This window comes from Neorhizobium galegae, from assembly GCF_021391675.1.
In the GTDB taxonomy this organism is placed as follows: Bacteria; Pseudomonadota; Alphaproteobacteria; order Rhizobiales; family Rhizobiaceae; genus Neorhizobium; species Neorhizobium galegae_B.
In genome coordinates, this window is sequence record NZ_CP090096.1 from 634,887 (window position 1) to 657,491 (window position 22,605).

A 22,605-nucleotide genomic window follows, 5' to 3' on the forward strand; every position below is an offset into this window, starting at 1 on the left:
CGCCCGGAACTTAACGGTAAACGCAATTTCCAGGCTCCGGTAGGACATTTCAGAAAATGCTGAACAATTCGCTCCCGATCTTCGACGGCCATAACGACGTGCTGCTGCGCCTCAGGCGGGCTGGCGGCGAGGACCCGGTCAGGCGTTTTCTCGAAGGCGAGGAGGTCGGACATATCGACCTGCCGCGCGCAAGGGCCGGCGGCTTGGCCGGTGGCCTTTGCGCCATCTACGTGCCGTCGCCGAGCATGACCAAGGATGCCAATGGCGATTTCCCGACACCGGCGCAGCCGGAAGCGCTCAACGAAACGCTCGCCATGGCGCGGCTGCTGTTCGATATCGAGGCACGCTCACAGGGTGCGGTGACGGTGTGCCGAACGGTCTCGGACATCCGCCAGTCGATCGACAAGGGCAGCTTCGCCGCCGTCTTCCATATCGAGGGCGCCGAAGCTATCGCCGCCGATCTCGATGCGCTTCACGTCCTTCATCAGGCCGGGCTTCGCACGCTGGGTCCGGTCTGGAGCCGGCCGAACATTTTTGCTTACGGTGTTCCCTTCCGCTACCCGTCATCGCCGGATATCGGTCCGGGTCTGAGCGACGCGGGCAGGGACCTAGTCCGCGCCTGCAACGAGCTGAAGATCATGGTCGACCTGTCGCACATGAACGAAGCCGGTTTCTGGGAGATCGCGAAAATCTCCAAGGCGCCGTTGGTGGCGTCCCATTCGAACGTGCTTGCGCTTTGCCCACACAGTCGTAACCTGACTGATCGCCAGCTCGACGCGATCCGCGACACGGGCGGCCTGGCAGGCATCAATTTCGGTGTGCTGTTCCTGCGCGAGGATGGCGTCCGGGATGCGAATACCAGCCTCGACCTGCTCGTCCGCCACGTCGCCTATATTGCCGAGCGGATCGGTATCGACCATGTGGCGCTCGGCTCGGATTTCGACGGAACGACCATTCCGACCGAGATGAAGGATGCTGCTGGTCTGCCGCGCCTCGCCGAAGCACTTCGCCGCAACGGTTTCAACGATGCGGAAATGAAGAAGATCGCCTATGAGAACTGGGTCTCCGTACTGGAACGCAGCTGGGCGGCCTGACCGCAGCACGCAAGGTCCAAGTCCCTCCGGCGTTGGTGCACGGACCAAATCTCAATAGTTCTTGCCTATGTCGCTGCGATTGAAAACAGCTTGATTGACCATCTCGGCTGCACCATCCTCAATCGAATGCTGGCATGCGCGCGACCGAAATCCGTCCGGTGCGTGACAGCGACCACATAGACACTGCATCAAAGACTGGAATCCATTCATTCATCGACCGATGCAACAACGCCGTTTGATGCCTGAAATTTCGATTGCCTGCGTCTAATCATTGCTTAAAACCAGATGTCCGGGTGCCTCTTCCCTGTAAAGCGATGGTTGCACGACATGATCCTGGGGATGGATCGGCGAATGTAGCGGATGATAGCTCGTTGGGCCGCTCATGATCCTCCGGGTGGGATCAGCGACCGGCACTGCAGCAAGCAAGGCTTGCGTATAGGAATGCTGCGGCCTTTCGAAAATTGCCGCCCGGGGACCGATCTCGACAATCCGCCCCAGATACATAACGGCAACCCGGTGACTAATGCGTTCAACCACGGACATGTCATGACTGATGAACAGGAGCGAGATCCCTAGATCCCTCTGAAGCTCCATCAGAAGGTTCAGAACCTGTGCCTGCACCGATACATCGAGGGCCGAAACTGCCTCATCGGCAACGATAAGCTTCGGATTGAGCGCCAGTGCTCGCGCTATCGCGATACGCTGCCGCTGCCCGCCGGAAAGTTCGTGCGCGTAACGGTGGAGGAAAGACGAGGGCAGTTGCACCCGGTCGAACAGTTCGGTGACCCGCTGATGCAGAGCGTTTCCTGACAGCAGTCCGTAGTTTCGCAGCGGCTCGGCCACCTGATCGAACAGCCGCATCCGCGGATTGAGGCTCGCATAGGGATCCTGGAACACCATCTGCATCTGGCGCCGCGTCGCATGAAAGTCTTGGCTCGACTGCGCGAGAACATCGAGACCGTCAAGCCATACCTGGCCGGAATTGGGCTGCACAAGCCTGAGAATAGACCGGCCACAAGTCGATTTTCCGCAGCCGGATTCTCCAACGATGCTAAGCGTCTGGCCCCGATGCAGCGAGAAACTCACGTCCTCGACTGCGTGGACATTGGCCGTAATCCTGCGCATCAGCCCTTTGCGGACGGCAAAACGAGTGGTCAGGTTCCTGACCTCCAAGAGAACCGCAGAATCTTCCGTTGCACGCGGCGACTGCGCGCGCTCCGGCAAAGAGTCGGCAGGCTTACCGGTGGCGGCAAGCACCCGCATCGGCTCCGGCTCTGTTGTTCCGCGCATTTCACCCAGCCGGGGAACGGCCGCAAGCAGCGCGCGTGTGTAGGGATGCGTGGCAGCGGTGAAGATCTCATCGACGGATCCCTCCTCCACTTTTTCGCCGCGATACATGACCACCACCCGGTCTGCCATCTGCGCAACGACAGACATGTCATGCGTGATAAACAGTACGGAAGCGCCGCTTTCGCGCTTCAGGGTATCGATGAGCGCCAGGATCTCCGCCTGGATTGTGACGTCGAGCGCCGTCGTTGGCTCGTCGCAAATTAGCAGACGCGGCCCGCATGCCATGGCCATCGCGATCACGATGCGCTGGCGCATGCCACCAGAAAGTTCGTGTGGATACTGTTGTATGCGGCGCTCGGGTTCGCTGATCTGCATCTGGCGGAGCAGATCGAGTGCCCTGTTTCGGGCGGCAGCAAAGGTGAGCGGCCGGTGGGCCATGATGACCTCGACCAGCTGCCGCTCGATCGTGAAGACCGGATTGAGAGCGGTCATCGGCTCCTGGAAAACCATGCCAATCTGGTTGCCGCGAATGGTTCGCATGGTGGCAGCATCGGCCTCGGCTAGGTCGATCCGCTGACCATTCGTTTGCTTGAACTGCATGCGACCGGCAGCGATGCGGCCACCGCCGAATTCCACGAGCCTCATCAGCGAGAGAGCCGAGACTGATTTCCCCGAGCCGGACTCGCCGACGACGCACACACATTCGCCTGGCATGATGTCAAAACTGACATCGCGCACACCGACAATCAGGCTACGATCGCTTTCGAACTCGACCCGCAAATTCTGAATCGAGACAAGCGGTTCGGACCGATCTTGCACAGGCGCTCTCAAGGCGCTGGAAATTTCGGACATCAAACCTCCTGCTCGTCGGTTAGGTCATCCAGTCGCTTACCCGCGCATTCGCATCAGACCGCAACTCAGCGCATCTGACACATTGCGAGACAGCAATCAGCGACATTCAAAAAGTACCATTTTTTACATATTGACTATCACAAGGCATTTTTGCAATCTATTTTACAAAAATTCGGGAACCAAAAGAAGAAGCCGAGACGTGGAAGCTGGTCACATCTCTATCCGCAATATCAATGTCTACACACTGGCCCGGACGGCGCTCGCCTGTTCGGCTCGGCAAGCTGAGGCGTGGTGAATGTTCCATTATACAATCAGGCGCCTCGTTGTCGCTGTTCCGACACTCCTACTGATCAGCTTTATCATTTTCCTCCTGCTCGGCCTCGCACCCGGCGACCCGATGGCGCAGCTACCATTGACCATCCCACCCGAGGTAAAGGAAAAAATGCGGCTCTCACTCGGGCTTGGCGACCCTCTGATGACGCGCTATGCCCTTTGGCTCAAACAGTTTTTCTTGATCGAGCCGCTGCACGTCGTCGATGCGCTGTTCGGGCTTGATCTGAGCGGCAACAGCCAGCGGATCGTTTCCTGGCAATCGCGCGCACCGGTGGCCGATATCATCGCACAGCGCCTGCCGCAGACGCTCTGGGTCGTCGGCGTCGCCTATATCGTCGGCATAGCGATCGCGCTGCCAATCGGCATCATCTCTGCTTACCGGCAATACAGCTGGTTCGATCAAATTGGCACGCTTGTGTCGATGATCGGATTTTCCGTACCTACGTTCTTCACCGGCGTCGTCCTGATCGTGCTGTTCTCCGTCGGTCTTCCCTGGTTTCCATCGTTCTATGACACGACGTTGCAGGTTACCGATTGGCAGAGCTTCCTAGCTCAGCTACGCCAGATGGTGCTGCCCGTCATGGTGCTTGCGCTGTACAATGCGAGCCAGATCAGCCGTTTCATGAGGGCTTCCGTCCTCGACAACCTTCGCGAAGACTATGTCCGTACGGCGCGCGCCAAGGGACTTACCGAGAAGGTTGTGGTGCTGATCCATGTGCTACGCAACTCGATGATCCCCGTCGTCACGGTCATCGGCATGGGGGTACCGCAGATTTTCGGGGGAGCGATCATCACCGAGCAGGTCTTCAAGGTGAATGGCATCGGCGAACTGCTGATCTCGTCGATCCAGGCAAACGACCTTCCGATGGTGCAGACGCTCACGTTCATTTTCGCGGTGCTGATCGTTCTCTTCAATCTCATCACCGACATCCTCTATGGCATATTGGACCCGAGAATTCGCTATGACTGACGTTACAACCCAAGTGATATTCACGAAGCGCCCCAGCCAGTTGCTCGATGTCTGCCGCCAGTTTAGCAGCCATCGCGGCGCAATGGCAGGAATGGTCATCCTGGGCCTTATGCTGCTTGCAGTTATTGCTGGGCCTTGGCTATGGCATGTGGACGCGACCGAGATCGCGATGCGGGCTCGAAACAAGGGGCCGTCGCTCGCACATCCGTTGGGCACGGATCAACTTGGCCGCGACATGCTGGCTCGATTGATGGCCGGTGGGCGGGTATCGCTGACGGTGGGACTGGTAGCCATGATCCTGTCGTTGTCGCTCGGAACGCTGGTCGGCGTCTGCGCTGGTTATATCCGTGCGGTAGACGGTGTATTGATGCGGATCACGGATCTGTTTCTGGCCCTGCCATTGCTGCCTCTTCTTCTCGTTACGTCAATGTTGTTTCGGGAGCCTGTATCCCGGCTGCTCGGAGCGGAAGCCGGCACGTTTCTGCTGATCGTCTTTGTGATCGGGCTGACAAGCTGGATGCATGCCGCCCGCCTCGTGCGGGGAGAGGTGATGACGCTTAAGGAACGGGAATTCATCCTTGCCGCGCAGTCGATCGGCACACGGCGCGGCAAGATGATCCTGCGCCATATCCTGCCCAATGTGCTCTCGCCGGTGCTTGTCTCCGCGACACTGGGCATCGCCAGCGCAATCATCACCGAAAGTTCGCTATCGTTTCTGGGCCTCGGCTTTCCGCCGGATTTCCCGACCTGGGGGCGTCTGCTCTACGACGCGATCGACCAGATACAGATCTATCCGATGCGGGTTGTCATGCCCGGTATTGCAATCTCGCTGACCGTTTTGTCGGTCAACTATGTGGGCGATGGTTTGCGGGATGCGATGGATCCAAGGATCCGCGGCAACTAGACCGGCGGCATGCAAATGGAGGTGGCGGGCAAAAGGGATCAGCTCCTGTTACCCGCCTTTGCGATCAGCTTTCCAGCTTGTCGCGCATCTGATTGTATGGACCTCGGCAACGCTGCACAATGCTGCCGAGAAGCCTACGTGCGATCACCTGTGGCGGGTTCCGCTGCGGCCAATAGGCAAGCCCCTTCGCCGGATCCTCCAGCGTTCGCGCGAAAGCTAGCGACAGCGCAGCCGAAGTCGGCACTCCGCGCCCCGACCACCCCGATAGAGCCCAGAGGCCATCATCGAGCTTTTGGATCGACGGTGTCTGATCAAGCGCCATACTGACCACACCCGTCCACATATGGTCCCATTGCAGATCGGCCAGGACCGGCCAAATAGCGCTGAGCCGGCGTGTCATGAAGGCTGCAGTATAGTCGAGGCGCGTTCCACGTCCGGGCTCACGCAGGCCGCCGGTGATTATCCGCCCCGATGCATCAATGCGAAAGAACATGGGGTCGTGATGAGTATCGCCGAAATTCATTCCCGAGGGCATGACAGAGCGGCGCTGCTCGGCCGTCAGCGGTCGGCTTGCGACCGCGTAGCTCGTTAAAGGGAAAAAGCCCTTCGTCAGCGAACTGGGTATCGATCTGGTGGAATAAGCGTCAGTCGTCAGTCCAACGACCTTTGCGTGGATTTCACCATCCGGCGTCCGGACGTGCCAGGCGCCGTTTCGGCGGCTCATGCCAACCATGGGGCTTCGCGTGAAGATCTCGACGCCGAGGGAAAGAGCGACACGGGCCAGTTCCCGGACATAGGCAAGCGGGTTTAGGTGACCACCCTCATTGTGCGCCCAGCCGCCCGAAAACTTCCGGGTGCCCGTCAGCGAAGCAATTTCATCGGCATCGAAGTAGCAGTCGGACTTGCCGAGGCCGCTATATTTTGCGTGCGCGCTCCTTGTTGCCGCAAGGGTCCGCTTGTTATAGGCCGCTGTCAGCGTTCCCTTCTGCACGGCCTCGCATTGCATATCGTACTGGCGAATCCGCTCGAAGACCAGTGCGCCTGCATTGGCCAGCAGTTCCGCTCCCTTTGCGGGCAGGACTTCCGGATCGAGGTAGCGAAAGACAGGAATGCACTGGCCGTGATTGCGCCCTGAACCGCCGGCACCAATCTCGGCAGCTTCCAGCACGACGACATGGGCACCACGCTCAGCGAGGTCGATCGCAGTCAACAATCCGCCATAGCCGCCACCAATCAACAGGAAATCCACCTCACGCGCGCCACTGAAAGCCGGAGTTACCGGAGCGTCCGGCGCCGTCAAACCATAGGGTGGTTCAGATTGGAATGGTTTCATGCGGCCAGCCCTTCATCAATTGCTGCCAACAACGCACCGGACAGAAGGTCGGCCCAGCGGGAAAAGTCTGCTTTAGTCTCCAACAGGTCGTTCGTTACCTCGAAACCGCAGGCAGGCAGCCCCGAACCGTAGGTATGTCGATCGACCGTGTAAGCTCCACCTAAGCCGGAATAGGGCTGGTTATCGCCGAGCAAGAGGCTATCTTCGCGCGAAAGATGGCCGACCAGGTGGCGCGATAGGGTTTCGTCATCATGCCAGATTGTCCCCCCGTCCCAAGGACGATGAAAGCCCTCGAAAACGCGCGTGCAACTGTGCAACGAGAAGAAGAAAGGTCTCTCATGCCTGGCTTTCTGCTCCATCCAGATTTCACCGAGGCAACACTGATAGGGCCAAAACACCGCCTCCTGACGAGCAATGCGGGCGGCATCGTCCATTTCGACATTTGCGGGAATGGATGTTGCCTCAACCTCTGCCACGATAGACCTCGGGTCTTCGAGCCAACGGTTTACATCGATCACCAGCCGGCTTACGTCGCAAAGCACAATCGGCACGTCGATGCGGTCGGCCAGTGCATAGGCAAGCTCAGCCGCACCAAGATCACAGAAGTGATGAGTGTCCCGCCAGTGGGCGCTCAATCCCAGATCACCAAGCGCCTCGGGAATGGATCGACCGGCATGGTCGACGGCAATCACACCCGGCTGACGCCCTTGAGGGTTCAGGACGATCGGTGGGTTGGCGTTCATTCGGCTTCGTCTTTCCCCGATGATGAGGCATCATCATCGAGCTTTCGCAAATCTTCGATGCGGGCCAGCCGATCGCGGCTTCGATCGTGTGTGCGCAGGCTTACCGCGGCAACGATTGCCTCGATCTGTGCCGTGGGGACCACGCGCGATCCGAAGGGAGACGTCGAGCTATCGGGCGACGTCAGGACTGCATCGGAATATTCGGCCACTGGCGAGCGCCAGGTATCGGTGAATAGGCAGATTCTTGCACCGCTGCGTTTTGCACCCCGCGCAAAATTAAGCAGCTCGGCCTGGTAGCGGCGGTAGTCGAAGATTACGAAACAGTCTTGCGGCCCGGCATCCACCAAGGCGTCGTAAGTAAAACCCAACGTCAGCGGCGTAAAGAAGACTGAGGGGCGTAACTGTCCGAGTTGCAAGGCCAGTCTTTGCGCAAGATTTTGGCTGTAGCGACCACCCAGAAGCTTGATCGTTATCTTCGGATTGATCAGCAAATCCACGATAACATCAAATTCTACCGGCATCGCGTGGGCCGCGGCGGTTTGCAGCGCCTCCGCCTGCAAGAGCAAGGTCTGCTGATAGATATGATCCGGTTTTTCTGCCTGGACCGCGGAACGGATATTATTGAGCGGCGAGCCGAGCTGACGCTCAACATCTGCAATAGCGGCAGCCTGAAAATCAGCAAAGCGCGGATAACCGATCTTGGCAACAAAACGCAGTACGGTTGGCGCACTGACCGAAGCCTGCTTCGCCAGTGTTTCCACCGTCGAGAGCGCGCGTGTCGGATACCCCTCAAGAAGCACCGAGGCGACCTTCCGTTCAGCGGTCGAACGGGCTCCCTTGCGAATTCTCTCGAAAAGTGGGGAAGTCGACATCATTTGTATTCTTTATTACATATTGACTCTGTGTGGTGATTTTGCACAATACGGTACAAAGGTCAATCGCCCGTCTGTGGCGTTCTGTCCCGTAACCAGCAGTGCAAAGCAACAGGAGACTCGTAAGATGAATAAGGCCATATTCCTCGCCGCGGTCGCAGCCGCCGTGCTACCGTTCGGCGCGCAAGCCGCACCTGGCACGGACGGAAACTTGAAGATCCTGTATTGGCAAGGGGCGTCGACACTGAACCCCTATTTGTCAGGCATAGGTAAGGACGTCGATGCCGCTGCGCTCGTTGTAGAGCCGCTCGCGCGTTTTGATCCCAAGGGCAATCTGATCACTCTCCTTTCCGCCGAAATTCCCACCAAGGACAATGGCGGCATCTCGCCGGACATGACGACGATCACCTGGAAACTGCGCTCAGGTGTCAAATGGTCCGACGGCAGCAACATGACCGCGAAAGATGCGGTCTTCACATGGAAATATTGCACGGCGCCAGGCGCGGGCTGCGCGGCATCGAATACTTTTGACGGCGTCAAGTCTGTCGTCGCCAAGGACGATCTGACGCTCGAGATCAACTTCGCACAATCGACGCCCTATCCCTACATCCCCTTCGTCAGCTCAACAACACCGATCCTGCAGGAAAAGCAGTTCAAGGATTGCATAGGCGAGAAGATTGCGTCTTGCACGGCGCAGAACTTCGCCCCCGTTGGCACCGGCCCCTATGTGGTCAAGGAGTTCAAGCCAAACGATGTCGCGGTCTTTTCGATGAACCCACAGTTCCGAGATACCGACAAGCCACATTTTTCGAGCATTTCCATCAAGGGTGGCGGTGACGCGATGTCGGCCGCCCGCGCCGTCTTCAATACGGGGGAAGCGGACTATGGATGGAATCTACAGTTAGCGCCGGACGTCTTCGAGAACCTCGTCTCAGCCGGAAAAGCGCGTCCGGTGACGGCATTCGGCTCGATGGTGGAATATCTCTTCTTGAACCTGACAGACCCGAGCGCCGAGCTTGGTGACAAACGTTCGACGGTCGAGGGCGGCCCCAACAAATTCCTAAGTGACATTCGCGTCCGCAAGGCGTTGTCGCTGGCAATCGACCGCGGTGAGATCTCAGAAGTTCTCTACGCCGATCAAGGTGAGCCGAGCTGCAACGTGGTCCCGGCGCCATCGCAATTTGTCTCGAAAGCAAATGACAGCTGCTTGACGCCCAATGTCGAACAGGCCAAAGCGCTGCTGGATGAGGCGGGCTGGAAGCCTGGCGCTAGCGGTATCCGCGAGAAGGACGGACTGAAGCTGAAGCTTTCCTTCCTGACATCGACTAGCGGTGTCCGTCAGGATACCCAGGCGATGTTGAAGCAGAGCTGGAAAGCGATCGGTGTGGATGTCGATCTGCGTAACGTCAGCGGTTCGGTCTTCTTCGGTGGTGACGCAGGCAATCCTGACACGCGTCAGAAATTCTACGCTGATGTCGAGATGTACACCGACAATTCCAAAGGGATCGATCAGGAATCCTATTTGAGCAAATGGACATGCGCGGCTGTTCCTTCGCCCAAGACGCAGTGGCAGGGCAGCAACATGCCGCGCTACTGCTCGCCTGATTATGACGGGTTGGCTAAGACCTTCCGTCAGACCGGTACGATCGAAGGGCGCGGCGAGCTTGCGCGCAAGATGAATGACATGCTGGTTCAATCCTACACCGTCATTCCTCTCGTCCACCGCGGCAACGTGTCGGGTGCGGTCATGTCGCTGCAAGGCAATACAATGAACCCATGGGATAGCGAGCTCTGGGATATCGCGGACTGGTCGCGCGCAAAATAAGGCATCGCCGGTGCAAGCTTCGAATATCTGCCCGTAACATGCGACTTGCTCTCCTGTTACGGGCAGACTTTTTGAATTTTCGGGCAAGAATGGCTGGCTGAGCCAAAGCCCTATCGCCAGTTTCCCTTGGGCCGACTGTCTCCGCCTTTAACTGGAAGCTGGCGCTCTCAGGCCCCGCGCGGTTCCTGCTTGAGCTGGTCACAACGGACCTTGCTCTGGAACTCGAATACCCAGCCGGGATATTCCGCGGGCAGCTTGCTGATCTCATCGAGTGTTTTCAGTTCGGCGTCGGTCAGCTCCACCTTGGTCGCGGCGATGTTATCATCGAGTTGCTCTGGCTTCTTGGCACCGATGATTACGCTAGTGACAGCCTTCTGGTGGAGCAGCCAGGCGAGTGCGATCTGGGCGATCGAGACGCCCTTGGCTTCCGCGATCGGCTTCATCGCGTCGATGACGTTGTAGCCGCGTTCCTCATTGACCGGCGGGAAATCGAAGGTGGCGCGGCGGTTGTCGCCTTCGTTGGCGCCGTCGCGGCTATATTTGCCTGACAGAAAACCGCCCGCTAGCGGACTCCACACCATCAGCCCGATGCCTTCGGATTGCATCATCGGCACCAGTTCACGCTCCAGATCGCGTCCGGCGATCGTATAATGTGCCTGAAGCGAAGCGAAGCGAAGCGGGCCAAGTTGAACTGGTTGGAAATACCGACCGCCTTTGCGATCTGCCAGGCGGCCCAATTGGAGACGCCGATATAACGGACCTTGCCCTGTTGGACGACCGTTTCGAGCGCACGCAGCGTCTCCTCCATCGGTGTGATCTGGTCGAAGCCGTGGATCTGGTAAAGATCGATATGGTCGACCTGAAGGCGCTTGAGGCTGCCCTCCAGGGCGTAGAGCATATGCGACCGGGACGTGCCACGCGCGTTCGGGCCGTCGCCCGTAGGCCCGAAGAATTTGGTGGCGACGATCACATCTTCCCGTGCGATCCCGAGGTTGCGGAACGCTTGGCCCGTGATCTGTTCGGAAAGACCTTTTGAATAGACGTCGGACGTATCGATGAAGTTGATGCCGGCATCGATCGCGGTCTTGACCAGACCGTCAGCTTCTTTCTGCTGTAGACCGCCCATGCTGCTGTAGATACCGCTCCCGCCGCCGAAGGTCATGGTGCCGAGGCAGAGTTCGGAAACGAACAGGCCGGTGCGGCCGAGGATGTTATAGCGCATGGGGCTCTCCTGAGTGAAACGTAACGGGCAGGCGTATGTCCCGTTTATGGCACCTGCCCCTGGCTTCTTCGCGCCCGATTGTCGCAAGTTTTTGCCTGATCCGATCACTGACCGTTCTAATCCGGCTGCATCTTGCCTGGACGCTCGGTGAAATCTATATAGATTTAATGCACGAAACTCTCGCCGATCTGGCATACCGCCACGCCACCCAATCGGAAGGCGCGTCGATCCCGCGAGTTAGCCTCCATGCCGCGCAGAAGGAGGGCTGGCCGGTTGGGGTTCTATATCAGCCGATGCTTGGCACCGTCTTGCGAGGCACCAAGCGAGTGGTCATCGGAGACCGCACGCTGCGCTACGATAGCAATTATTTTTTCATCGCTTCGATCGACGTGCCGGCATCGCGCGTCACGATCGAGGATTTGCCCGAGGCGCCCTACGTCGCAGTACGGCTTGCGATCGACCAGGATATCCTTTCGGATCTGGTTGTTGACATACCTCGCAAAGCCGAGGGAGATACCATAGCTTTTGCGGTGGGCGCTATGACGCCTGAATTGCTCGATGCCTGGTCACGGATGCTGCGGTTGTTCGATGCGCCAGACGAAATCGATACGCTCGCACCATTGATCGAGCGCGAGATTCTGTTTCGCCTTTTGCAAGGCCCGCAAGGAGCGCTGCTACGCCAGGCAGCCCGAGCCGGTAGCCGGATTTCACAGGTTCGGGACACTATCGCCCATTTGCGCACGAACTTGGATCGCGTTGTCAGAATTGAAGAACTGGCGGAAATTGCCGGGATGAGTGTGGCAACATTTCATCGCCATTTCCGAGCTGCCACTGCCATGAGCCCACTGCAATATCAGAAGACTCTCCGCCTGCAGGAAGCGAGGCGGCTACTGCTCGCCGACACCGACGCGACAAGCGCAGCATTTGCAGTCGGATATGAAAGCGCGTCGCAGTTCAGTCGGGAGTACACGCGGATGTTCGGCACACCGCCTGCGCGCGATGCTGGAAGGCTACGGGCTGGCAGGAATTGATGTGGCCGCACATTTGGTGTGAATCCGGCCGATCCTGTCACTGACGATCTAACCGAGTTTCCCAAAACAACATCGTTTGCGGGAAAGCTACGACACCGGCGACAAGCAGGTCTTTTCCGCCGCCTGAGCGGGCCTGCTAAATGTTTTAGCGCTTAGCGTATCTCTGGGTCTGTCCTATGTGCCGACCCCAAGATGGATTCCGCGCAGCTGTTTCGAAAAGGCATCGACATCAAGTGCTCCTTGTAGACCGTTGAACCAGTCGATCACTTCCCGCACGATCGCTTCGGCATATTCTCCGCTGTTCTCGTGTTCTCGCCTGCGGTAGAGTCATCGACGACGATGCCCATCACGCCGCTGGTATTTGTGCCAAGCCCTGCATGGTCACGATTGTCTGTGGTCTTGGTGCCTTTCCGGCAATACCAGTTTGCTTCAATGCGCATGGGCGCCACCGTCTGCGCAGTGGCTTATGGCAACATAGCGCTCGCGCACGATAGCTACGCGGCCGGGCTGCCCACGCAAATTTCCCTCGAGGAAATCGTCAAAGTCGCGATGCTTGAGTAGCGCCTGGAATTGCTCAGCGATGTATGTCTTTACGTCGAGATCAGCATTCGCCAATTCCTGACCAAGTTCCTCTCTCCCATCAACGACGAGAAGTATGTCGTCGGCATCTCTGCCGGAATAAAGATCATCACCGCCTCTGGTGAGACTTTCAGTGAGTTGGTGAACCTCAGCGGTTTCGATACCTTTTGCGTACCAGCGATTGCTAAAGCCAAGGATCGCTTCATCATCCGGCATGAAATCGACTTTGAGCGGGCCGAGCCGCATTCGGCAGATGACGTCGTCATCCGAGGACTCTTTGAATCCCCTTTCTCGCAGCTGTTCCAATAGTTGGTCCCATTCGGCAAGCCCCGCAAGATCGACAATAAGGTCAATATCGTCGGTAGCCCTGACATCTTCGAGGGTCACCGGGTCTGTGATGAAGAGCGCCGTTATGCAGCCCCCGACGAACACAAGGCGATCGCGCAAATCTTGTTCAAGCGCTGCTGCGACGACTTTCAACATTTCGAGCAGTTGGCCGCGGACAGTGGTCATTTGCCGAGTATCCGCTTTGAGAGGCGCTCACTTGCCAAACCCACTTCAATCCGGCCCTATCTGATGATGCCGGTGCAGTGGCATGCGCCGCACGAAACCCTCTGCCTACAGCAGCCGACGTTTCTGCAGGCGAACCCTTTCCAAGGCCCCAATCAAGCAATGCTCAATCCGAGGGACTTCTTGAAAAGGAAATCTATTGCGCCCCCGACACACAATCATGACGCTCTTGCAATCTCCCACGATTGGAGTAATTTTTCAAAAAATGCATCCTAGATGCTGTTCTATGTTGTTTTCGCATAATCGGTTTGGGGGCACCTGTATGCAGGATCGAAATCGACCCGCTGATCTTGAGGTGCTTGAAGCGCGTCTCGCCCTGGACTTGCTGTGGTTGAATCAGCCGCCGAAGGCTTGGATGCCGTCCCGGGGCGTCAACGGCTCGCCAGTTCTCGATGTTGCCGTGATTGGAGCGGGTTTGTGCGGATTGGTCGCTCTGGCGGCACTGAAAAAGGTCGGAATATCGAATGTGCGGGCCTATGACCGTAGCCAGCAAGGGTTCGAAGGACCCTGGATGACCTATGCGCGCATGGAGACCCTGCGGACGCGCAAGGATGCCGTCGGTCCCGCACTCGGTATTCCGTCGCTGACGTTTCGGGCCTGGTTCGAGGCGCAATATGGCGCTCAGGCCTATCTCGACATGAGGCTCATCCCGCGTCCGATGTGGATGGAATACCTTGTCTGGTACCGCCGGGTGCTCGATCTTGACGTGGCCAACGAGACCGTGTTTTCGGGCCTGGAATTTCGTGGGGACGGTTTTCTGGCGCTGCAGCTGGAAGCCGGCGGGCAGACGACGGAAGTGCTTGCCCGCCGCGTCGTGCTGGCGACCGGTCTCGATGGATTGGGCGCACCCACCCAGCCGGAAGTCGCTACCCGGGTCTCGCCGCGCTTCGTGAAGCACGGCGCCGACCTCATCGACATGACCTCGCTGAGGAGCAAGCGGGTTGCGATCGTGGGGGCCGGCGCCTCGGCCATGGACAATGCAGCAGCCGCTCTCGAAGCCGGCGCGGCGCGCGTCGATATCTTCGTCCGCCGGCCGGATATCCCGCGCATCGACAAGTTTACCGGTGTCGGCAGCCAGGGAATGACGCATGGCTATCTCGGCCTGCCCGATGCGGACAAATGGACTTATATGGTGGCCGGCGAGCGGGCGCAGATTCCGCCGCCTCGCCACAGCGTGCTGCGCGTGTCGCGGCACCCGAACGCCTTCTTTCACGTCGCAAGCCCAGTGGACGATCTCGTCGAGACAGGCGATGGTGTCGAGGTCGTGACGCCGAAGGGCCGTTATGCCGCCGACCTGGTGATTTTTGCCACCGGCTTTTCGGTCGATTTCGACAAGCGTCCGGAATTTGCGGCGCTACGGGATAGGATCCTGCTCTGGCAGGACGTTTACACCCCTCCTGCCGGTTGGGAACATGCCGGCATCGGCGCCACACCCTATCTCGGCCCGGCTTTCGAGTTCCGGCCCAAACCCGATCTCGATACGGCGACGGCGGATGCGGTCTCCCGGATCTCATGTTTCGCCTATCCGGCAGTCCCGTCACACGGCAAGATCACGAGCGGCATTCCGTCCATCAGCGAGGGGGCAACGCGCCTTGCGACGGGACTTGCCCGCTCGCTGTTTGTCGAAGACCGCGCCTACCATCTCGATCGCTTTCTCGGGTTCGATACGCCGGAGCTGCTTGGCGACGAGTGGACAGATGCAGACCTCCATGAGGAAATGAACCGTGCCAATGGATGAACAAGTTCCGGAGTTGCAGATTTTCTACGGCATCTCGTCCCCCTGGGCATATTTCGGGGCACGGAAGGCGATCACCGTCGCCATCGACAACAGCGCCCATGTGCGTCTGCGCCCGATCCGCATTATCGAGGCCAATGGCGGTCTACCGTTACGCAAGCGGCCGGACGCGCGTCAGCTCTATCATGAAGTCGAATTGCGCCGCTGGCGGGAATATCTCGGCATCCCGCTGAACCTGAAACCGAAATTCTATCCCTGCCGCACGATCGAACCGGCGGCGCAGGCGGTGATCGCGCTCCAGAAAGCCGGCCTCGACGCCATCTCGTTTTCCTTCGCTGTCCAGCGCGCCCTATGGGCCGAAGAGCGCGACATCGCCGACACCGACACCTTGCGCGCTATCGCCCATGCGACGGCCGGCGAAGAAGCTGCCGCATTGGTGGTCGATCCGCAGCCGGAAGCGATCGTCGATGAGTGGCAGGAAAACCTTGCCGAAGCCGAGCGGCTCGGCATTTTCGGGACGCCGACCTATGTCGTCGGCACGGAATTGTTCTGGGGCCAGGACCGTCTCGATTTCGTCGACCGGGCCCTGAAAGCCGGCCGAAAAAGGACTGAAGCACTGAAGGAGCCTGCGTGATGCCCGACACCGAAAACCTGAGCGCGAAGAAATTGCACGAAGATGCCATCATCGTCGACGGCCTGCAGACCTGCCAGTGGAGTCGGTCGATCTTCGAGGAAATGCGGGCAGGGGGTCTGACGGCCGTCAACGTCTCATCGCTGCTGTGGGAGAATTTCCGCGAAGGCATCGGTTACGTTTCCGAATGGAAGCGCTTCTTGCGCGAGAACGACGACATTCTCCGTCCGGTTCGCACCGTCGCCGATATCCATGCCGCCAAGGCGGAGAACAAGACCGGCATCATCATCGGCTGGCAGAACACGTCGCCGCTCGAGGACAAACTCGACTACGTGGAGATCTTCAAGGATCTCGGCGTCGGGATCATGCAGCTCACCTACAATACCCAGAACTATTCCGGTGCCGGTTATCTGGAGGAGGTCGACAGCGGCCTCACCGGTTTCGGCAAGGAAGTTCTGGCGGAGATGAACCGTGTCGGCGTGCTCTGCGACCTCAGTCACGTGGGCGACAAGACGACCGCGGACGTTATTGCGCAGTCGAAGAGCCCGGTCTGCATTTCCCACATCCTGCCGAGGGCACTGAAGGACGTGAAGCGCAACAAGCCGGACGAGCTCTTCGTGGCCTGTGCGCAAAAGGGTGGCATTATCGGTGTCAGCCTGTTCGCACCCGGCCTTGCCGCCGGCAATGATGCCACCGTCGAGGACTACCTCGATGCCATGGCCTATGTCATCGACCTGGTCGGCGAAGACCATGTCGGCGTCGGCACCGACTTTTCGCTCGATCGCCCACGTCCCGGCCCCTGGCTGCTCTGGGCCAACAAGGACAAGGGCACGGCCCGCACGCTCACCGAGTTCGGCTCGGTCAAGATTTCCAAGCCGAAGGGCATAGAGCGCATGACCGAGTTGCCGAACCTGACGACCCGCATGTTGGCCCGCGGCTGGAGCGAGGACCTGGTGCTGAAGCTGCTCGGAAAGAACTGGCTGCGTGTTCTCGGCAAGGCCTGGACGCCAGCCGCCTAGATGAAGCCGGAAGAAAACTGCAACGCGCCGAATAGTGGTTCGCGTTGGCGTGCTCAATGAATTGCAAGCCGATAACGGCAAGCCTTGTCTAAAACTGGAGAGACGGACATGACGACATGCATGGTGAATAGGATATCAGGGAATGCGGTTTCGCGGATCTTGCTCCGCGCCGGCGTGGCTGTCACCGGGCTGCTGGCGCTGCTGGGCGTGGCTCAGGCGCAGGACGCCCCCACCAAAGGTACGGTCAACATCGTCGGCTTTTCCGGCGTGTTCGCCGACAACTACCAGAAGTTCATCATCGAACCGTTCAAGGCCAAACATCCGGGCATCGACGTAACCTATCAGCAGAGCAAGAACTCTGCGGAGACGCTGGCGCTGTTGACCCTGCAGCGCGCCGATCCGAAGATCGACATCGCGCTAATCGACGTTGCCGTCGCCATCAAGGCCAGCAAGGACGGCATTTTCGCCAAGCTCGACCCCGCCAAGGTCAAGGTGCTCGACGAGATGCCCGCCTGGGCTCGTCTCGACGGTGACAAGGCCGTCGCGTTTTCGCAGGACAACCTGGCGATCCTCTACAATACCGATACCGTCAAGCAGCCGCCGACCAGCTGGAACGATCTGGCGGACCCCAAATACAAGGGTAAGATCGCCGCAAAGCTTGGCGATACCCGCGGTGTCATCCTGCTGCCGATTCTCGACAAGCTGGCGGGTGCCGACTACAAGCAGAGCATCGACCCCGCCCTCGGTCTCCTGAAGAAGATCGCACCGAACGTCTCGACCTGGGAGCCGGCTCCGGACTGCTATGCGGTGATCCAGAGCGGCGAAGTCGATCTCTCGATTTGCTGGAACGGCCGTGCGCAGTACCTGCACGACACACAGGGCGGCAAGATCGGCGTCGCGGCCCCGAAGGAAGGTTCGATCGGCCAGACCAACACAATCGGCCTCGTCGAGAGCTCCAAGAACGCCGCGGCGGCCCAGCTCTTCATCAACTATGCGCTCGGCACCGAAGCGCAGGCGGCGTTCGCCGAGAAGAGCTTCTATGGTCCGGTCAATACCAAGGTGAACCTGCCGGACGCCGTTGCTGCCCGCATCTACGGCTCGAAGGAAGCGCAGGCCGCCCAGATGTCGCTCGACTGGAATTTCGTCGCCGAGAAATACTCGGCCTGGATCCAGCGCATCAACCGCGAAGTCATCGCGCTCAATTGATCCAACTTGAGGAATCTGGCCGCCATGGCTGATCATCACGTCGTCATCGACAATCTCGTGAAGACCTATCCAGGCGCCCAGAAGCCTTCCGTGGATCACGTCAGCTTCTCGCTGCCGCGCGGCGAGATGCTGGCCCTGCTTGGCCCCTCGGGGTGTGGCAAGACAACGATCCTGCGCATGATAGCAGGCCTGATCGCCCCGACCTCAGGAGCGATCAGGCTCGAGGGCAGGGATGTGTCGTCGCTTGCCGTCTACAAGCGCAACATGGGCATGGTCTTCCAGGCCTATGCCCTGTTTCCCCATATGACAGTCGCCCAGAATGTCTCGTTCGGCCTCGAAATGCGCAAGGTCGGCCGCGCCGAACGGGAGGAGCGTGTCCGCAAGGCGCTCGATCTCGTCAAGCTCACCGGGCTTGGCGACCGCAAGGTCAGCCAGCTATCCGGCGGTCAGCAGCAGCGCGCGGCGATTGCCCGCTCGCTGGTGATCGAGCCGGAACTTTTGCTGCTCGACGAACCGCTTTCCAATCTCGATGCCAAGCTTCGCGACGAGATGCGCGATGAGATCCGCGATATCCAGGCGCGCACCGGCGTCACGGCGATCTTCGTCACCCATGACCAGGACGAGGCCTTGTCCATGGCAGACCGCCTGGCGGTGATGTCCGCCGGGCGTCTGGAACAGGTCGGCACGCCGCGCGAGATTTTCGACCGGCCTCAGACCGAGTTCGTCGCGTCCTTCATCGGTGCAGGGACCTTCTTCGAAGGCCGGGTAGCCGAACCCGGCCTTGCCGTGGTCGAAGGGCTGAAGACGCTGCGTTTCGTCGGTGAAGCGCCGGTGGGATCGACGGTCAAACTGATGATCCGGCCGCACAGGCTGGTCCTCGCCGACAGTGCCGGCCACCCGAACAGCTTTACCGGAACCGTGGAGCACATCGTCTATCGCGGCCAGATCCTGACGCTGAACATTCGATGCGGGGGCAGGCTGCTGCAGGCGGATCTTCCCACTCACGCCGGCGTGTTGCCCGAAAAAGGCGACGAGGTGACGCTCGCCGTCGCCCCACAAGACGTGACCCTGGTCGGGCAGGTGGCGCCATGAGTGCCGCCACACTTCCGGCCGCCGGGACATCACCGGCAAACGCGTCGCGCGGGATATTGCTGATGTTGCTGTTGCCGGGGCTCATCGCTCTTGCGATCACCTTCCTGCTGCCGCTGATATGGCTTTTGCGGGCCTCCTTCGCATCCTCGACGATGGGCGCGTTCAGCGGCGGAAACTGGACGGTGCAATCCTATTCGGCGGTGCTGTTCGATCCGTTTTACTGGCGGATAGCCTGGAACACGCTGGTGCTCGGCTTCAACGTGGCGATCTTTGCGGTGATCCTGTCCTATCCGATCGCGCTGTTCCTGGCGCGCACGGAAAGCCGCTTTCGCGGTGTCCTGACGGCACTTGCCGTCGCACCGCTGCTGACGTCGTCGGTCGTCAGAACCTATGGCTGGATGGTCATCCTCGGAGACCGCGGCGTGATCAACAGCACGCTCCAGTCTCTTTCGCTGACGGGCGGGGTCATCCGGCTCACCAATAACAGCTTTGGTGCCACGGTTGCGCTGATCGAAATCCTGATGCCCTATGCCATCCTTGCGATGCTCAGCGGTTTCGGGCGGCTGAACACGCAACTCGAGGAGGCCGCCGCCATGCTCGGGGCGAACCGCTTGAGGGTCTTCACGCGCATCATCCTGCCGCTCAGCGCCCCCGGCGTGCTCACTGCAGCGCTTCTGGTCTTCGTACTGGCGATTTCCTCATTCGTCACGCCGCGGCTGATGGGCGGCGGACGCGTTTTCGTGCTCGGCACCGAAGTCTTCAACGAGGCGACGGTCACGCTCAACTGGCCTTTGGCGGCAGCCCTGTCGGTCATGCTGCTGATCCTGTTCAGCAGCATTATCCTGCTTTACCAGCGCGCTTTGCGCGCATTGGAGACGTGAGGGGCCATGCAGAGCAATCCACTCCTCGGCCGGATCGCCTGGAATACGCTGATCGCGCTGCTTTACCTGTTCCTGCTGGCGCCGATCATCGTTGTCTTCATCATCTCCTTCGATACACGCCAGTATCTCGCCTTCCCGCCGGAGAGCTTCTCCTTCGGCTCCTATGTAAAGGTCTTCCAGAACGTCAAGTTCATCTCGGCCTTCTGGCGGAGCCTTGTCATCGGCGCGGTTGTCGGCCTCGTCGCGGTTTCTGCCGGAATGCTGCTGTCGTTGTCGCTGGTGCGTTACCAATTCCGTGGCAAGGCGGCGGTGAACTTCCTTATCCTCGCGCCGTTCCTGGTGCCGCATATCGTTCTTGCCGTCGGCATCATGCTGGTGATCGCGCCGCTCGGCCTGCTGGATAGCTATCCGGGCATCGTGCTTGCCCATCTCGGCATCACGATCCCCTACACCGTCAGAACGATCACCATGAGCCTGATGGCGGTGGATACCCGCGTCGAGGAAGCAGCCCTCGTCCATGGCGCATCGCCGCGTATGGTGTTCTGGCGCATCACCCTGCCGCTGGTGCGGCCCGGGCTGATCGCGGGCGGCGTGATTGCCTTCCTCATCTCCTTCGACGAAGCGACGATCTCGCTCTTTATCGTGTCGGTCAAGGCTTCGACGCTGCCGACGGAAATCTACCACTATCTCGAATATTCCACCGATCCGCAGATCGCCGCCCTCTCCGTCGTCCTGATCCTGATCTCGGTCGGGGTGGTGATGGCGGTCGAAAAGCTGATCGGCCTACGCAAGGCGCTCTGACATGCTCGTCGAGACAACTGCCGGCACCGTCGAGGGGTTCAAAGAAAACGGCTACGCCGTTTTTCTCGGGGTTCCCTATGCGGCACCGATTACTCCCGAGCGGCGTTTCGCCGCGCCGCAGCCGGCGCCGCGCTGGTCCGGGATCCGGTCCGCCAAGGCGCTCAGCGAAGTGTGTCCGCAGATCCCGACCTATGGTCCCGTGGGGAAAGCCGCTGCATCGACGCTGGAATTCGGCACCGACTTCCTGACGATCAATATCCGCACGCCGTCCGTCACCGGATCGGCACCGGTCCTGGTCTGGATTCACGGAGGCGGTTACGCGGTCGGTTCCGCCAACGAGGCGGTGCTGCAAAGTGGTGCATTCGCCGCGAGCGGCCTCGTCGAGGTGACAGTCAACTATCGGCTCGGGGCACTCGGCTTTCTGCATCTCAACGACGGCTCGCCGGACAATCGCGGTCTTCTCGATCAGATCGCGGCACTGGAATGGGTCCGCGACAACATCTCCTCCTTCGGAGGGGATCCCAAGCAGGTAACGTTTGCAGGTCGTTCGGCGGGGGGCTTCTCGATTGCGGCTGTCATGGCGATGCCGGCTGCCGACGGGCTGTTTTGCAAAGCAATGCTGCAGAGCGGCGCAAGCACTGGCGTCTCGACGATGGACGATGCCCAGAAGCTCAACAGGCGCATGCTGGACTATCTAGAGGTGACCGAAACGGAACTCGCAAACGTGCCCTTCGAGAAACTGCTCATTGCACAGCGCGACCTCTGTAATGAATCTTACGAAAAGCACGATTTCGAGCGGGACGGCTCGGCCTCGATGCTGGGCGTGCCTTTCGTTCCGGTTGTCGACGGCTTCTCGCTTCCGTTGCACCCGGAAGACGCAGCCGCGCGCGGAAAAACGGCCGCCGTCCCGATGATGATCGGCTGCACGACCGGCGAATACGTCACGCACGCGACAGCGCAGCCGGAAATGGACTTCGACCTCGCAGCCCGGCTGCTGCATCAGCGCGTGCTGCCCTTGGGCCTGTCCGGCGTCGAGATCGTCGGGCGATATCGTGAAGCTCTTCCGCAGCACACGGCACGCGGCATCTGGAGGGCCGTCGGCGGTGACCTGGTATTCCAGAACCCTGCCACCCGGTTCGCGCGCCTCCATGCGGCGCATCAGCCGGTCTATAAATATCTCTACGGTCCCGTCGAGCCGGACGAGCTTGGCGCCCCACACGGTGCGGAGGTCGGCGAGGTCTGGTATCGCCAGGGAATGGATGTCAGCCATCTGCCGGCACGTCAGGCCGTCAAGGACAGGACCTTCGCGGCAGCGGTTCACAAGGTCTGGGTTTCGTTTATTCGCGACGTGAGGCCCGAGACGCCTGCAGGCAGGTGGCCGCGTTATTCCCGCACCAAGCCACAGGTCTTGCACATGGAGAAGGGTATATTCCGCCTCCCGATCGATCCCTTCGACGGCCGAACGGCGCTTTGGGCAAGGCCGCTCGCCTAACCCGGTTTCCTTGGGCCGAGCCTGCCCCTTATGGACTTTCGCTTCGATGATGGAGATTGCCGACCTTGTTCAATCCACCTCTAGCTTCCGCTGAGCAAATCGACCTATGGGTATTATCGGGCAATCCGAG

General features: G+C 59.6%; 19 protein-coding genes and 1 pseudogene. 13 read left to right on the forward strand and 7 right to left on the reverse strand.

Annotation, left to right across the window (positions count from 1 at the left end; translation table 11 throughout):
* Positions 1 to 56: 56 nt before the first annotated feature.
* The gene (locus LZK81_RS25715) at positions 57 to 1,094 is read left to right on the forward strand and encodes a dipeptidase (protein ID WP_233956724.1); all 1,038 of its coding nucleotides are present in this window, start codon (positions 57 to 59) and stop codon (positions 1,092 to 1,094) included.
* Between the two features lie 264 nt (positions 1,095 to 1,358).
* Here the strand turns inward: LZK81_RS25715 and LZK81_RS25720 are convergent, their stop codons facing one another.
* Positions 1,359 to 3,236 (reverse strand): ABC transporter ATP-binding protein, encoded by a 1,878-nt coding sequence (locus tag LZK81_RS25720; protein ID WP_233956726.1) that lies wholly within the window; start codon positions 3,234 to 3,236, stop codon positions 1,359 to 1,361.
* Between the two features lie 295 nt (positions 3,237 to 3,531).
* On the opposite strand from LZK81_RS25720, the gene LZK81_RS25725 reads away from it, so the two are divergent.
* Both LZK81_RS25725 and LZK81_RS25730 read left to right on the forward strand, forming a co-directional pair.
* A complete protein-coding gene (locus LZK81_RS25725; protein WP_233956727.1) occupies positions 3,532 to 4,539 on the forward strand; it encodes an ABC transporter permease in 1,008 nt (335 codons plus the stop codon).
* Positions 4,532 to 5,443, forward strand: coding sequence for an ABC transporter permease (locus tag LZK81_RS25730; protein WP_233956729.1), 912 nt, complete (start codon positions 4,532 to 4,534; stop codon positions 5,441 to 5,443). The genes LZK81_RS25725 and LZK81_RS25730 overlap by 8 nt, the downstream gene beginning before the upstream one ends.
* A 64-nt stretch (positions 5,444 to 5,507) precedes the next feature.
* Here LZK81_RS25730 and LZK81_RS25735 read toward each other — a convergent pair whose 3' ends face one another.
* The 3 genes from LZK81_RS25735 to LZK81_RS25745 are packed head-to-tail and all read right to left on the reverse strand — an operon-like array spanning position 5,508 to position 8,394.
* The gene (locus tag LZK81_RS25735) at positions 5,508 to 6,776 is read right to left on the reverse strand and encodes an NAD(P)/FAD-dependent oxidoreductase (RefSeq protein WP_233956730.1); all 1,269 of its coding nucleotides are present in this window, start codon (positions 6,774 to 6,776) and stop codon (positions 5,508 to 5,510) included.
* Positions 6,773 to 7,519 (reverse strand): N-formylglutamate amidohydrolase, encoded by a 747-nt coding sequence (locus LZK81_RS25740; RefSeq protein ID WP_233956732.1) that lies wholly within the window; start codon positions 7,517 to 7,519, stop codon positions 6,773 to 6,775. Before LZK81_RS25740 ends, LZK81_RS25735 begins: the two co-directional genes overlap by 4 nt.
* On the reverse strand, positions 7,516 to 8,394 hold the full coding sequence (locus tag LZK81_RS25745; RefSeq protein ID WP_233956733.1) for a MurR/RpiR family transcriptional regulator: 879 nt from the start codon (positions 8,392 to 8,394) through the stop codon (positions 7,516 to 7,518). The genes LZK81_RS25740 and LZK81_RS25745 overlap by 4 nt, the downstream gene beginning before the upstream one ends.
* Positions 8,395 to 8,518: 124 nt before the next feature.
* On the opposite strand from LZK81_RS25745, the gene LZK81_RS25750 reads away from it, so the two are divergent.
* Entirely contained in the window at positions 8,519 to 10,216 is a 1,698-nt protein-coding gene (locus LZK81_RS25750; RefSeq protein ID WP_233956734.1) for a peptide ABC transporter substrate-binding protein, read from the forward strand.
* Between the two features lie 167 nt (positions 10,217 to 10,383).
* Here LZK81_RS25750 and LZK81_RS25755 read toward each other — a convergent pair.
* Positions 10,384 to 11,438 (reverse strand): annotated as a pseudogene (locus LZK81_RS25755) (aldo/keto reductase).
* 35 nt (positions 11,439 to 11,473) lie between these two features.
* Between LZK81_RS25755 and LZK81_RS25760 the strand changes: the two are divergent.
* Positions 11,474 to 12,469: an AraC family transcriptional regulator gene (locus LZK81_RS25760; protein ID WP_233956736.1), complete on the forward strand. Its 996-nt coding sequence runs from the start codon at positions 11,474 to 11,476 to the stop codon at positions 12,467 to 12,469.
* 263 nt (positions 12,470 to 12,732) lie between these two features.
* Here LZK81_RS25760 and LZK81_RS25765 read toward each other — a convergent pair whose 3' ends face one another.
* On the reverse strand, positions 12,733 to 12,909 hold the full coding sequence (locus LZK81_RS25765) for a hypothetical protein (protein WP_233956737.1): 177 nt from the start codon (positions 12,907 to 12,909) through the stop codon (positions 12,733 to 12,735).
* Positions 12,899 to 13,561, reverse strand: a complete 663-nt coding sequence (locus LZK81_RS25770) for a hypothetical protein (protein ID WP_233956739.1) — start codon at positions 13,559 to 13,561, stop codon at positions 12,899 to 12,901. Before LZK81_RS25770 ends, LZK81_RS25765 begins: the two co-directional genes overlap by 11 nt.
* Positions 13,562 to 13,880: 319 nt before the next feature.
* Here LZK81_RS25770 and LZK81_RS25775 point away from each other — a divergent pair, with 319 nt between their 5' ends.
* From LZK81_RS25775 to LZK81_RS25810, 8 genes are all read left to right on the forward strand, one after another.
* Positions 13,881 to 15,356 carry an NAD(P)-binding domain-containing protein gene (locus tag LZK81_RS25775; protein ID WP_233956741.1) on the forward strand — a complete coding sequence of 492 codons (1,476 nt, stop codon included), beginning with the start codon at positions 13,881 to 13,883 and terminating at the stop codon, positions 15,354 to 15,356.
* Positions 15,349 to 15,987: a 2-hydroxychromene-2-carboxylate isomerase gene (locus LZK81_RS25780; RefSeq protein ID WP_233956743.1), complete on the forward strand. Its 639-nt coding sequence runs from the start codon at positions 15,349 to 15,351 to the stop codon at positions 15,985 to 15,987. Before LZK81_RS25775 ends, LZK81_RS25780 begins: the two co-directional genes overlap by 8 nt.
* Positions 15,987 to 17,003 carry a dipeptidase gene (locus tag LZK81_RS25785; protein ID WP_233956745.1) on the forward strand — a complete coding sequence of 339 codons (1,017 nt, stop codon included), beginning with the start codon at positions 15,987 to 15,989 and terminating at the stop codon, positions 17,001 to 17,003. The genes LZK81_RS25780 and LZK81_RS25785 overlap by 1 nt, the downstream gene beginning before the upstream one ends.
* Positions 17,004 to 17,111: 108 nt before the next feature.
* Positions 17,112 to 18,209 (forward strand): ABC transporter substrate-binding protein, encoded by a 1,098-nt coding sequence (locus LZK81_RS25790; protein WP_233956747.1) that lies wholly within the window; start codon positions 17,112 to 17,114, stop codon positions 18,207 to 18,209.
* Positions 18,210 to 18,233: 24 nt separating this feature from the next.
* Positions 18,234 to 19,301 (forward strand): ABC transporter ATP-binding protein, encoded by a 1,068-nt coding sequence (locus LZK81_RS25795; RefSeq protein WP_233956748.1) that lies wholly within the window; start codon positions 18,234 to 18,236, stop codon positions 19,299 to 19,301.
* Complete coding sequence (locus LZK81_RS25800) at positions 19,298 to 20,182, forward strand: ABC transporter permease (RefSeq protein ID WP_233956750.1); 885 nt, start codon at positions 19,298 to 19,300, stop codon at positions 20,180 to 20,182. Before LZK81_RS25795 ends, LZK81_RS25800 begins: the two co-directional genes overlap by 4 nt.
* Before the next feature lie 6 nt (positions 20,183 to 20,188).
* Positions 20,189 to 20,983 carry an ABC transporter permease gene (locus LZK81_RS25805; protein WP_233956752.1) on the forward strand — a complete coding sequence of 265 codons (795 nt, stop codon included), beginning with the start codon at positions 20,189 to 20,191 and terminating at the stop codon, positions 20,981 to 20,983.
* A gap of 1 nt (position 20,984) precedes the next feature.
* Positions 20,985 to 22,475, forward strand: a complete 1,491-nt coding sequence (locus LZK81_RS25810; protein WP_233956753.1) for a carboxylesterase/lipase family protein — start codon at positions 20,985 to 20,987, stop codon at positions 22,473 to 22,475.
* Positions 22,476 to 22,605 lie beyond the last annotated feature (130 nt).